The organism is Paenibacillus sp. FSL R10-2782 (genome assembly GCF_038592985.1).
GTDB classification, from domain to species: Bacteria; Bacillota; Bacilli; order Paenibacillales; family Paenibacillaceae; genus Paenibacillus; species Paenibacillus terrae_C.
Genome location: NZ_CP151951.1, coordinates 3,157,494 through 3,170,538, shown reverse-complemented (window position 1 = coordinate 3,170,538; position 13,045 = coordinate 3,157,494). Strand labels below are relative to the sequence as shown.

The following is a 13,045-nucleotide window of genomic DNA, read 5'->3' as shown; positions in this document are numbered from 1 at the left end:
GAAAGGAAGTGATCTCATGTTAACGCCGCATGTGGAGCAAGTGATAACGATGGCGAATGAATTTAACCTGATTCCTGTGTACAAAAAAGTGCTGGCCGATATGGAGACGCCGATTCGGATTTTCCGTCGGTACGCTGAGCGGGACCGGGCCTTTCTGCTGGAGAGTGTAGAAGGAGGCGAGCAGTGGGCGCGACATTCATTCATCGGAACGGACCCGTTCCTAATGGTTTCCGGCAAAAAAGGCCGTTTGGTCCTGGAGCAGCATGGTAAGCGACAAATATTAAACGACAAGCCGCTTGAAGCGCTCAAGGCGTTGCTTCGAAAGTACCGTAGCCCGAAGCTGAAAGAAATGCCTCCATTTACAGGCGGGGCTATCGGATTTTTTGGATATGATCTGCTGCAGTACTATGAAAAACTGCCAGAGCATGCAGTAGATGATTTGAATATGGATGATATTCGTTTTATGTTCTGCGATCAAGTTATCGTTTTTGATCATGTGAAGCAGCAAATTTTGCTGGTGGGCAATGTTCATGTAGGAGAAGGCTTCAACGATGAGGACATCCGTGCTGCTTATGCCGAGGTGGAGCGCAAGCTGGAGGCGACAGCGCAGTACCTGCGTAAGCAGACACCTCCAGAGACGATGGGAGCAGCCTCTATTCCTGACGATGTGGAGTTGGGTGAGATTCAGTCGAATGTAACGAAGGAGCAGTTTATTTCAAACGTGGAGCAGGCGAAGGAATATATTCGCTCAGGTGATATTTTTCAGGTCGTGCTGTCCCAGCGCTTTCACATTGACACAGATGCATCTCCTTTACAGGTATACCGCGTGTTGCGCACGATGAACCCGTCTCCTTATATGTATTATTTGAAAATGGATGACGAGATCATCGTGGGCACTTCGCCGGAGGCACTTGTCAAGGTGGAAAACGGTCAGGTGGAAACTCGCCCTATTGCCGGAACGAGGCCTCGTGGAGTGACAGAAGCAGAAGATATAGCGCTCGCTGAAGAGCTGCTGAAGGATGAAAAAGAACGTGCCGAGCATCTGATGCTGGTTGATTTGGGAAGAAATGATCTGGGACGTGTATCTCAGTTCGGTACGGTCAAATGCGATACGTTTATGGAAATTGAACGCTATTCCCACGTGATGCACATTGTATCCAATGTATCGGGTGAGCTACGGGAGGATAAAGATTTCTTCGATGCTTTCCTGTCCTGCTTGCCCGCTGGTACAGTATCAGGGGCTCCGAAGCTGAGGGCGATGGAGATTATTGCCGAGCTGGAGCGGGAAGCGCGTGGGCCTTATGCAGGAGCCATCGGATACCTGGGCTTCTCGGGCAATATGGATGCTTGTATCACGATTCGTACGATTGTGTTTAAAAAGAACCGGGCTTATGTTCAGGCGGGTGCAGGGATTGTGTGGGACTCGGTTCCGGAAAGCGAGTATCAGGAAACGGTGAACAAGGCCAAGGCGATGCTGAAAGCGATCCGCACGGCTGAAGCGATGTTCCCGGCGACGGTACAGCCATACAACAGCGTCATCAACCAGGATTATTTGTACACTCCGTAACATACAAAAATCTGATTTTGAGGAGGAGACGACGATGGAACGACATGACATGATGCAAGTGGGGTTAAGCCGGGTCATTGAGGGACAGCATCTTTCACGTACGGAGGCCCGCAGCGTGATGGAACAGATTATGAGTGGGAGTGCCACGCAGGCGCAAATTGGCGGGTTGCTGACGGCTCTGCGCATTAAGGGGGAGACGGTGGATGAAATCACCGGATTTGCCGAAGCTATGCGCAGCTATGCCAGTCCGGTGCAAACCGGAGAAGGTGATACCCATTTGCTGGACACCTGCGGAACCGGAGGCTCGGGTATTCACAAGTTTAATATTTCCACGATATCCGCTATTATTGCGGCTTCGGTATCTGTACGGGTAGCGAAGCATGGCAATCGCTCTGCAAGTGGGCGTGCCGGAAGCGCCGATGTGCTGGAGGCCCTAGGGGTCAATATCCATTTGACGAGTGATCAGGCGCGGTCATGTCTGGATCGTATCGGCATCTGCTTTTTATTTGCGCAGTTGTACCATCCGTCTATGAAGCATGCTGCCGCTCCACGTCGGGAGCTTGGAGTACGAACGGTGTTTAACATGCTCGGTCCCTTGACGAATCCGGCAGGTGCGGATCGGCAGTTGTTGGGCATTTATGACGCGGGAAAAACGGAAGTGATCGCTGAGGTGCTGAATCGACTCGGCTCCAAGCGGGCCATGGTCGTCAGCAGTCTGGACGGATTGGATGAAATCAGCATTTCGGCACCGACACGGGTATCTGAGCTAAAGGATGGTCAGGTTCATACGTTTGAACTTAACCCGTCGGATCTGGGTTTACAGACGCACCGTCTCGATGAAGTGCTGGGTGGAGACGCGCAGGTTAACGCCGACATTATCGGTCGGATTTTGAACGGGGAGCGCGGAGCTTATCGGGATGTCGTGTTAGCGAATGCCGGCGCGTGCATCTATGTATCGGGCGCAGCAGCTACCTTAACAGACGGAGTAGCACGGGCAGCGGAAGCGATTGACTCGGGGCTGGCCCTGTCCAAGCTGGATCAATTAATTCAGGCAACGGGGGAATATCAATATGTATCTTGATCGAATTGTAGTGACGAAGCGACAGGAAGTAGAGCAGCTTAAGGGGCATTTTCAAATCAGTGAAGCCGAACGATTGGTTGCCAATTTACCTGCGACGAGAGGATTCGAAGATGCTATAGCTCTGCGCCGCAACCGTCCGCTCGGACTGATTGCCGAAGTGAAGAAGGCTTCGCCCTCCAAAGGGTTGATCCGGCCGGATTTTCATCCGGTGGACATTGCACGAGCATATGAGGAAGCTGGAGCCGATTGCATTTCTGTCCTGACGGATGTGACGTATTTTCAGGGGAGTCCTGAATATTTGCACCAAATTCGTGAACAGGTAAAGATTCCGTTGCTGCGCAAGGATTTTATCATTGATGAACGGCAAATTTATGAAGCTCGTCTGCTGGGAGCGGATGCGGTGCTATTGATTGCGGCTATACTGGAGCCACGTGTTTTGGGGTCTTTTTTACAGATTGCCAAAGAATTGGGCCTGGACGCATTGATAGAGGTGCATGACAGTGAGGAGCTTAAAGCTGTGCTGGATCTGGGGACAGCAACCTTGATTGGTGTGAACAATCGAAATCTGCGGACATTTGAGACCCGTCTCCAGACGACAGAGGAGCTGATCTCACTGATTCCTAAAGGGGTCACGTTTATCAGCGAAAGCGGCATTGCCGGACCCAAAGATGTGAAGTATTTACATTCAGTAGGCGCACACGGCATCCTGGTAGGAGAGCATCTGATGCGCAAGGATGATGTAGGACAGGCTGTAGTCGATCTGATGGACGGGGTTAGAGCATGAATAAAACGGGCGTAAAAATTTGTGGACTTCAAAGCGTTGAAGTGCTAAAATCTATGGTAAACTTACCGATCGATTATATAGGTTTTGTGTTTGCCGACAGCAAGCGCCGGATTGACGGCGCGCAGGCTGGAGAGCTGCTTCGCGTATTGGATGAATGGACCCCAGGCAGTAGACCGCGCAGCGTGGGCGTATTTGTGAACCCTGATGATGCACTGTTAAATGATGTCATGGAGAAAGCACCATTAGATGTCATTCAACTGCACGGGCAGGAGAGTCCGCAGCGCTGCTGGGAGATCAGGGAGCGTTTTGGCGTACAGGTATTCAAGGTATGGTCTGTGGATCGTAAAGGGCAGACGGTGAAGGGCCAGACAGAACGCCCGACGGACGAATTGGATGCCTATGTCGGGACGATTGACGCTTTATTGCTGGATACATATGATCCCCTGTATGGTGGCGGTTCCGGCAAAACGTTTGCGTGGGATCGGATTCCTGCCTATCAGACCTGGACCCAACAACATGGAATTCCTTTGTTTGTAGCCGGCGGGCTGACTGCCGATAATGCGGAAAAGTTGGTTACCGAGTATCATCCCGAAGGGCTGGATGTGTCCAGCGGTGTAGAGACGGATGGAGTCAAGGACATTGCAAAAATCACGGCATTCGTAGAAAGGGTGAAGCAGGCATGACACAATTACCTGATATCAACGGACGTTTTGGAACATTTGGCGGACGTTTTGTACCGGAAACGTTGATGAACGCACTGATTGAATTGGAGGAATCCTACCGGAAGTATGCGGATGATCCTGATTTTAACGCGGAGCTGAACGGACTGCTAAAGGATTATTCGGGCCGGGAAACGCCTCTCTATTATGCAGAGCGTCTGAGTCAGCACTTGGGCAAGGCTAAAATTTACTTGAAACGTGAAGACCTGAACCATACCGGAGCCCACAAAATTAATAATGCGCTGGCGCAGGGACTGCTGGCGAAGCGTATGGGTAAGCAGAAGGTCATTGCAGAAACAGGCGCAGGTCAGCATGGCGTTGCAACGGCGACCGTCGCGGCATTGCTCGGACTAGAGTGTAAGGTGTTCATGGGAGAAGAGGATACCGTACGTCAGCAGCTAAATGTATTCCGTATGCAACTGTTGGGTGCAGAGGTCATTCCGGTTACATCGGGCACACGTACACTCAAGGATGCCGGGAATGAAGCTCTGCGGTATTGGGTGAGCCATGTCCATGATACGTTCTATATTTTGGGCTCGGCGGTCGGACCACATCCGTATCCAATGATGGTGCGCAACTTCCAGCGTGTCATTGGCGACGAAACCCGCCGTCAAATTCTCGAAAAAGAAGGCAGGCTTCCAGATGTCGTAGTAGCGGCGATCGGTGGCGGAAGTAATGCCATCGGTATGTTCTATCCATTTATCGAGGATCATGAGGTTGCTTTGCTTGGCGTCGAGGCGGCTGGAAAAGGCGTGGAAACGGAATTTCATGCAGCAACGATGAGCAAGGGAACGCAAGGTGTCTTCCAAGGCTCTATGAGTTATCTGCTTCAGGATGAATACGGACAGGTACAGCCTGCGCATTCCATCTCGGCGGGATTGGACTATCCGGGGGTTGGGCCGGAGCATTCGTATTTGAAGGATATCGAGCGGGCCAAGTATGTTCCGATTACCGATCAGGAAGCGCTGGATGCTCTCCAATTGTTATGCCGCACGGAAGGTATTCTTCCGGCATTGGAGTCGGCACATGCAGTCGCGCAGGTCATTAAACTGGCACCTACCTTGACGGCGGATGATATTATTGTTATCTGTTTATCGGGTCGCGGTGACAAAGATGTGGACTCCATTATTAAGCATTTGGGAGGAAATCCGTCATGAATTTAATTGATCAGGTGTTTGGACGCCTCAAAAATGAAGGCAAAACGGCATTAATTCCTTTCTTGACGGTAGGCGATCCGGATGTGGACACGACGGTAGAAATCATTCGGCAACTGGAGTCGGCCGGAGCTGATATATTAGAGCTGGGCGTTCCATATTCGGACCCGCTGGCTGACGGACCTGTCATTCAGCGTGCGTCTGAGCGTGCGTTGAAGCGGCAAATCTCGATCCGCACGTGTATGGAGACGGCTTCTCTGGCCCGGTCGGCGGGATCAAGCCTGCCTTTTATTTTGTTCACATATTATAATCCTGTGTTGCAGATGGGTATGGATGCTTTCTTTACAGGCTTGCAGGAGCATGGCATCAGCGGCCTGATTATTCCCGATCTTCCGCTTGAGGAAGCAGAAGAGCTGGGAGGACGGGCAGCAGAGGTTGGTGTGCATCTGATTCCGTTGGTGGCTCCAACTTCTGAACAGCGGATTGAACGAATTGTTCGTCAAGCGCGCGGGTTTGTATACTGCGTATCCTCCCTTGGGGTGACCGGGGAAAGAGCTTCCTTTTTTGAGGGTATAGAGGGCTTCATCGCGCAGGTCAAGCGGTATACGGATATTCCGGTAGCGGTTGGGTTCGGTATCTCTACTAGGGAGCAGGTAACCCGTTTTTCAGCCATCTGTGATGGAGTTGTCGTCGGAAGTGCCATTGTTCGTCAGGTGGAGGAAGCCATCCCATTGCTGGACGATTCTGCCCGCAGAGAAGAGGGACTTTTGCAAATTCATAATTTTGTGGCACAATTAAAGCAGTAACTGGCGTCAATATAGAAAGAAGCAAATGTAGTTTTGAATGGAATAGAGGAGGTAGGGGCATGCAACCTAAACCGCATATTGTACATTTGCCGGTATATCAGCCCGGTAAACCGATTGAAGATGTGAAGCGCGAGCTGGGACTTGATGAAGTGATCAAGCTCGCCTCGAATGAAAATCCGTATGGCAGCTCTCCTAAAGTATTGCAGGCCATTCAGGAGGAATTTGCGAATATTAGTGTATATCCTGACGGCAGCGCGGTAGCTTTAACACAGGCGCTGGCTAAACATACGGGCTTGAAAGAGGATCAGTTTATTTATGGCTGTGGCTCTGACGAGATTATTGCGTTGATTACGCGTGCTTTTCTTCTTCCCGGGGAAGAAAGTATCATGGCCGATCAGACCTTCTCCGTATACAAGAGCAATGTGGAAATAGAGGGAGCGGTTGCTGTTGAGGTGCCTTTGCGTGACGGGGTGCATGATTTGGAAGCCATGTTGTCTCAGATTAACGACCGTACGAAAATAATCTGGATCTGTAATCCGAATAACCCGACAGGCACGATTGTACCTGAAGCAGAGCTGGTCGCATTTTTGGATCGGGTGCCGAAGCATGTTATGGTCGTGCTGGATGAGGCGTATTCCGAGTTTGTGACGGATAGCACGTATCCAGACGGTATTCGTTTATTGCCAGCTTATGAAAATCTGGTTGTATTGCGCACCTTCTCCAAAATCTATGGCCTAGCATCGCTTCGCATCGGATACGGAATGGGGACTGCGGCAACGATCCGTATGATTAATCAGGTTCGTGAGCCGTTCAATACTTCGCGGGTAGCACAGGCTGCGGCGATTGCGGCGTTGGAAGATCAGGATTTTGTGCAAGAATGCCGTGACCGCAACGCAGAGGGCAGAGCCTATTTGCAAAAAGAGTTGAAGCGCCTTGGACTGGAATCTTTCCCGGCTCATGGTAATTTTATTATGCTGAATGTACATCGCCCGTCGGGTGAGGTATTTCAGGAGTTGCTTCGTAGAGGCGTGATTATTCGTGCTGGTCATCACAAATATCCGACATACATTAGAGTGTCAGTTGGATCACAGCCGCAAAATGAGTGGTTTATCCATGCGCTGGAACAGGTCCTGGGGGCGGAAGCGGCGAAAGCGCGTCTATAATTTCCGCAGATGGGATTTGATAATGATGAAGATTGCCATTTTCGGCGTGGGACTGATCGGTGGGTCCCTTGCGCTTTGTTTTAAAGGGAAGCCGGGCATTACCGTTGTTGGTCATGCTCATCTTCCCGAGCTGTTGGAGCCGATGTTGAGCCGTGGTGTCGTGGATACCGCGACTCTTTCGGTTGAAGAGGCGGCAGAGGATGCTGATTTTATTTTTTTATGTGTACCTGTCGGCTTACTGGAGCATTATCTGGAGCTGTTAAGCAGGCTGCCGCTTAAAGAGGGTTGCATTATTACCGATGTAGGCAGCACAAAATCGTCGATTGCCAAAAAAGCGTCAGAAATCTCTTTACGTCATGCTTATTTTATCGGTGGCCATCCGATGGCCGGCTCAGAGCGTTCCGGTGTGAAGGCTGCTTCTGGGTTACTGTTTGAGAATGCCTACTATGTACTTTCCCCGGCAGAGGGTGTGCCTGAGGAAGCTTACAGTTCGCTGGAGCGTCTGTTGAAGTATACAGGAGCTCAGGTTGTACGTGTCCAGCCTGATATGCACGATGACATTGTCGGGGCGATCAGCCATCTTCCGCATATTATTGCAGCGGCGCTGGTGAATCAGGTGCGCAAGCACAATGACGAAAATCCGTTGTACCGTACGTTGGCGGCTGGCGGCTTCCGCGATATTACGCGAATTGCTTCCAGTGATCCGATTGTGTGGCGGGACATTTTGCTGAGCAATCGTGACGTTTTGCTAGATCTGCTGGAAGAATGGAACGGGCAGATTGAGCGTTTTACCCATTTACTGAGAATACAAGACGGAGAGGGAATCGCTGACGAGTTTTTGACGGCGGGGCATTTCCGCAGTGAGCTGCCGGAGCGCCGCAAAGGTGTCATCGTCTCAACGTTTGATCTGTATATTGATGTACCGGATACCCCGGGGATTATCGGTCGAATTGCAACAGAGCTGGGGGATCACAGCATTAACCTGAGCAATATGCAAATCATTGAAAGTCGGGAGGATGTTCCCGGTATTATGCGTCTTTCTTTCCGTCAGGAGCAGGATTGGGAGCGGGCTAAGGCATTGCTGGATTCGATGAGCTATAAAGTGGTGGTATAGAAAGGAAAGTGTGTGTTGGTTAAGGGGGCACCGCTCCGCGATTCATTTGATCTTACGATCGCTGTTGCCGCCGGATTTTTCTGAAGATATGTTCAAAGAGGAAAATCCGAAGGCAAAGGCGAACGCTATGCTTCTCCAGATTCAAATGGACCGCTCCGCTACTGACCGCCTTATAATCACCACATTTTCTGGGAGTAAAGTAGTAGGAAAAGATTTAAAACAGGCGGGCGGAGATTCTTTTCGCCCGTTTGTTACGTTATTCGAAGTTCTATGAGCCAGTTTAGTGGGTATAGATAGCGTTTGATAAATGAGTTTTGTTGTTAGACGAAAAATGGAGATAATGATCCAAGAAATTAAAGCCGATCAAGGCTTTTAAAAAAACAAAAAAAGACCACCCGGGTAAAGCCCCGGGTGGTAGCTGCTCTTGTAGAGTAGCTGAGTAGGATAGGAGTGGAGAGAAACCATACTGTACTTTTATTATATGTATACGTTTTCATTTTGTCAATAATTTTTTAAAGCGTTTTCTTTTGAGTAATTATTCTTACCAACATATTCAAAAGGGACAGATTCAAGGTTATGGCACTTTAACTTGAAAAAACTTAAAATAGGTTGTAAATGCCGTATATCGGAAACAGTTGCTAGCGTTACGTAGCCTGTGATGGAAATCATGGGGATTTTGGACTTTTTTACTGACGACTATTTTGTGGTACAATGGATAAGTCCATTTTGGATATTGAGAAATGTTGGGGATAGCACCGTTATTGTTGGCACTACATAGGGTATGAAAAAAAACAAATGTTCCATGATGCTGTTTCATCATTTGCGCAGAGTGCGCAACTTTTTTTGGCCTGTTCGGTATATATAGACAGAATCGGATGGGAGAACAGCACATGTATGGGCGAGGAGGGTCTCACTCGGATGATGACAGATTCCCAGATGATTCAGGAAATCAAACAAGGTAATGTTGAGGTTTATTCAGAATTAATGAGGCGGCACCAACGTAAAATTTTAGCTTTTGTTTATCATATGCTGAAAAGTTCGAACCTGGAAATGATTGCTGAGGACTTATGCTCGGAGACGTTTTATAAAGCGTACCGGAGCCTTCACTCTTTTCGCGAGGTAGATGCATCGTTCTCCACATGGTTATATACGATTGCACGTAATACGGTGCTGAGCGAGCTTCGCAAGCATCGTAGCGGTCAGGTTCCATTGGAGGAGAGCGGCTATGTGCCGGTTGCTCCATTGGATGTGATTCCAGAGCAGGCCGTCCTTCGCGGCGAGAAGGTAGAGATGGTTCGTGAAGCGATCAACAGATTGCCAGAGAAGCAGCGGTCTGCGCTGATTTTGCGCGAATACGAGCAATTGGACTATCAGGAGATTGCTACGATTTTGGGGCAGACAGTCAGTGCGGTGAAATCGCTGCTTTTCCGGGCCAGAACCAGTGTGAAGACGCAGTTGGAGCCTTATTTTTTTGAGCCTCTCTATGAGGAAAACGAAGGGATGAGCAGCCAATGAAATCCAGGGACGCTGAGGATTTGTTCGCTACAGGCAAAAATGTATCGAAACAAGACTCGGAGCGCAGACGAGCTAAAAGCTCGTCTGCCGGATGGGAGCATGGTTCGGAAGAAAATGAGTGGAATTTGTCTAAAGAAAGTCGATCCGCTATTCGCAATATTTCCTTTGAGATAACAGATGAGCAGGCGGAAGCTATGAATCGCAGGGTCATGGATCGGATTTATGAAGAGTCACCATGGCTTGTTCCCGGCGAGCATCGGCGTGCGCGTGTGAACCCGGCATCCCGTAAGTATATGTCCGTATGGATCGCCGGCTTTTTGGCGGTATTTTTGTGTAGCTTTTTGTTTTTGAACTGGAATGGAAGCTCCTCTCAAGAAAATCCTCCTCAAGCGGCACCTGTCATGGATACGGGTATTTTACCGACAGGCTTGCTGGAAACTACAAGTACATCTCCACAATATCAATACCACATTAAAGATGTGAATAGTGGCATTATGGACCCGCTGGTTGCAAGAATTGTTCCTACTTACCCGCAATATTGGATGTTGCTGTCTGTATTGGCACTTGCGCTTGCCTTATTTTCTTTGGGCTGGATTCATCGTGCGAGACGGGTCAGAAATTAGCAGCACAGCTTGGCTCCAATACGGATTCATAACAATGCCTGAATAACAAAATAGCGGAGGAAACAACACGATGCTTATTGGCTTGATCAGACATGGATTAACGGATTGGAATGCGGTAGGTAAAATCCAGGGTCACAGTGATATTCCGTTGAATGCGCAAGGGCGCCAGCAGGCACGCTTGTTAGCAGAACGTTTAAAAGATGAGCCCTATCATTGGGATGGACTTATTACAAGTAGCCTTTCGAGAGCGAAGGAGACGGGAGAGATTATTGCATCTGCTCTTCACCTTCCTTTGCTGGAGCCGGATGATCGGCTGAGAGAACGTGCCTATGGTCAGGTCGAGGGCATGACACAGGCCGAGCGTGAGGCAAAGTGGGGGAGCGACTGGCATCTGCTGGACCTGGGACAGGAGAGCGATGAAGCTCTCCAACTCCGCGGGTTGGCTTTTATGGAGGCCATTTGGTCAGAAAATCGGGACAAGAACCTGCTAGTCGTTTCTCATGGCGGTTTTTTGGCTAATTTGTATAAGGCTTTGTATCAGGAAAAGTTTACGGAACGAATTGGCAATCTGTCACTGAGTGTTCTCCAACGTGAGGATACGGATTGGACGCCGCTGTTGTATAATTGCACCAGACATTTACAGGAAAAAAGCAGTTGTAACTTAAAAGGTTGACGAAAGATCACGAACTTCTACTCAGTGTAGAAGCCGTGGTCTTTTTGTTTTTTAATTATAGCTTTGCAAAAAAAAGAGGTTTAGAGTCTGAACATTCCGTCAAAGCTGTGGGTACAACAGGTAAGAATCATTTCCGGATGACAGTCCAGTGACGAGGCGATGGAACGATGAATCTGGCAGATATGCTGACGTTTGCGGATATTGTGCATTTGAACAGAATCGCGGTGTATTACGAATGTGACTGTAAGCCCAATTCCAAGCATGAGCTGATACAGGGCATTTTGACAAAGCTCGGCAGCAGCAGTTTTTTTGAGATGCAGGTCAGAGAGCTGAAGTTGTCAGAGGTAAGGTTTTTGAACGCACTTTTATTCGATGACCGGCCTTATTTCAGTATGGAGGAATTGATTGCGGTTGCCAAACAATCTGCCGAGGAGAATGGGGATTCCGGTGAGCGACCGCGGGACATCGTGGCCCGTTTACGCAACAGTGGCTGGCTGTTCAATGGTTCGACGCACAATACGAGGTATTTGTATCAAATTCCCTTGGACATGAAGGAGCGTTTCCGTCGTGTCATGGTGCAAGACTTGCAAAACGGAATGATCCGGGTAAGTGAGCCAACGTCATACCGGGATGAAGGGCATCTTTTGGCAGAGGATTTACGACTTTTCCTTCAGTACATGGAGCAGCATGAAGTTCCGCTTAACCCCGAGGGGGCTTGGTATCGTCGCAATCAGCAGCAATTAATGGAGCATGTGCACATTGCGGAGCCACTTCTGGGTAAAGGAGGCTGGCGCTTCGGATATGGCTCCTCCTTTAAGTTTTATCCCGACCGAATGGCACTGCTGTATGATTATGCACGTCACTCCAGGTTTATTGAGGAAAAGGGGGATCGAGTTGTGCTGACGGCAAAGGGGGAGGCACGCAAGGAGTACGCGATCGAGGATGAGATGATACAGCTATTCAGGTTTTGGTTAAGATTGTATAAAGGAGCCGTTCCCAATCTACTTTCTCTGGTCTATTGGATAGGAGAATGTGCCAGGCCCTGGACGTCCTTGGAGTCACTTTTTGTACATATCGGCCCGTTGATCAGACCGTTTTATTATGATACACCCCGTTCGGTCTTTGATCAGAGAATTATACGGATGATGCTCCACTTGGGTATGCTTCGTTTGGGTGAGCATTCGACGGGGCCATCTGTACAGATGACCGCCTGGGGGCTCAAACTGGCAGGGGAGTGCCGCATTGGGCGGAATGACCCGGGTATGCGGCTCCATTGACAAGCAGCATACATGTTGATAGAATTTCACCCAAAATGAGAGGGTGAAGTTGAATGCTGATTCACTATAACGGAAACATGCCACAGCTCGATCCATCTGTCTATGTGGCAGAAGGAGCAAAAATTGTCGGAAAGGTAACGATCGGCCAAGATTCCTCAGTTTGGTTCAATGCCGTACTACGCGGGGATATGGCCCCTGTCATCATCGGTGAACGCTGCAACATCCAGGACGGTGTCGTGGGACATGTGAACACGGACCAGCCCTTGGTGCTGGCGGATGATATTTCGGTGGGACATGCTGCGATTATCCATGGCTGTACGATAGGCAAAGGCACTTTAATCGGTATGGGGGCCATTGTACTCAACGGAGCTGAGCTTGGTGAATATGCTTTAATAGGAGCAGGGTCGGTCGTTACGGAAAATACCAAAATACCACCCTATACTCTTTCTCTCGGTACACCTGCCAAAGTGGTGCGAGAATTGACAGACGCAGATTTGCTGCGGATGTCACGTACGGCACTCAGCTATGTAACGAAAGGAAAAGAATATAGGATCTCTTAAACTCATGTT

Annotated in this window: 13 protein-coding genes; all 13 read left to right on the top strand. The window is 49.4% G+C overall.

Annotation, left to right across the window (positions count from 1 at the left end):
* Positions 1-16 precede the first annotated feature (16 nt).
* The 13 genes from trpE to NST83_RS14160 all read left to right on the top strand — a co-directional run bounded on the left by trpE (position 17) and on the right by NST83_RS14160 (position 13,036).
* Positions 17-1,567, top strand: a complete 1,551-nt coding sequence (trpE, locus tag NST83_RS14220; protein ID WP_342414683.1) for an anthranilate synthase component I — start codon at positions 17-19, stop codon at positions 1,565-1,567.
* 34 nt (positions 1,568-1,601) lie between these two features.
* Entirely contained in the window at positions 1,602-2,648 is a 1,047-nt protein-coding gene (trpD, locus tag NST83_RS14215) for an anthranilate phosphoribosyltransferase (protein WP_137063458.1), read from the top strand.
* Positions 2,638-3,432 carry an indole-3-glycerol phosphate synthase TrpC gene (gene trpC, locus NST83_RS14210; protein WP_342414682.1) on the top strand — a complete coding sequence of 265 codons (795 nt, stop codon included), beginning with the start codon at positions 2,638-2,640 and terminating at the stop codon, positions 3,430-3,432. Before trpD ends, trpC begins: the two co-directional genes overlap by 11 nt.
* On the top strand, positions 3,429-4,115 hold the full coding sequence (locus NST83_RS14205) for a phosphoribosylanthranilate isomerase (RefSeq protein WP_342414681.1): 687 nt from the start codon (positions 3,429-3,431) through the stop codon (positions 4,113-4,115). Before trpC ends, NST83_RS14205 begins: the two co-directional genes overlap by 4 nt.
* Complete coding sequence (gene trpB, locus NST83_RS14200) at positions 4,112-5,308, top strand: tryptophan synthase subunit beta (protein WP_342414680.1); 1,197 nt, start codon at positions 4,112-4,114, stop codon at positions 5,306-5,308. Before NST83_RS14205 ends, trpB begins: the two co-directional genes overlap by 4 nt.
* Positions 5,305-6,111, top strand: coding sequence for a tryptophan synthase subunit alpha (gene trpA, locus NST83_RS14195; RefSeq protein WP_342414679.1), 807 nt, complete (start codon positions 5,305-5,307; stop codon positions 6,109-6,111). The genes trpB and trpA overlap by 4 nt, the downstream gene beginning before the upstream one ends.
* A 59-nt stretch (positions 6,112-6,170) precedes the next feature.
* Positions 6,171-7,274 carry a histidinol-phosphate transaminase gene (hisC, locus tag NST83_RS14190; RefSeq protein WP_342414678.1) on the top strand — a complete coding sequence of 368 codons (1,104 nt, stop codon included), beginning with the start codon at positions 6,171-6,173 and terminating at the stop codon, positions 7,272-7,274.
* A 25-nt stretch (positions 7,275-7,299) separates the two neighbouring features.
* Positions 7,300-8,388 (top strand): prephenate dehydrogenase, encoded by a 1,089-nt coding sequence (locus NST83_RS14185; protein WP_342417960.1) that lies wholly within the window; start codon positions 7,300-7,302, stop codon positions 8,386-8,388.
* 918 nt (positions 8,389-9,306) lie between these two features.
* Positions 9,307-9,903, top strand: coding sequence for an RNA polymerase sigma factor (locus tag NST83_RS14180; RefSeq protein WP_014282079.1), 597 nt, complete (start codon positions 9,307-9,309; stop codon positions 9,901-9,903).
* Complete coding sequence (locus tag NST83_RS14175; RefSeq protein WP_342414677.1) at positions 9,900-10,526, top strand: anti-sigma factor; 627 nt, start codon at positions 9,900-9,902, stop codon at positions 10,524-10,526. The genes NST83_RS14180 and NST83_RS14175 overlap by 4 nt, the downstream gene beginning before the upstream one ends.
* 70 nt (positions 10,527-10,596) lie before the next feature.
* Entirely contained in the window at positions 10,597-11,199 is a 603-nt protein-coding gene (locus NST83_RS14170; protein WP_342414676.1) for a histidine phosphatase family protein, read from the top strand.
* Positions 11,200-11,366: 167 nt separating this feature from the next.
* The gene (locus NST83_RS14165; protein ID WP_342414675.1) at positions 11,367-12,476 is read left to right on the top strand and encodes a hypothetical protein; all 1,110 of its coding nucleotides are present in this window, start codon (positions 11,367-11,369) and stop codon (positions 12,474-12,476) included.
* Positions 12,477-12,529: 53 nt separating this feature from the next.
* The gene (locus NST83_RS14160; RefSeq protein ID WP_342414674.1) at positions 12,530-13,036 is read left to right on the top strand and encodes a gamma carbonic anhydrase family protein; all 507 of its coding nucleotides are present in this window, start codon (positions 12,530-12,532) and stop codon (positions 13,034-13,036) included.
* The last annotated feature ends 9 nt before the right edge of the window (positions 13,037-13,045 follow it).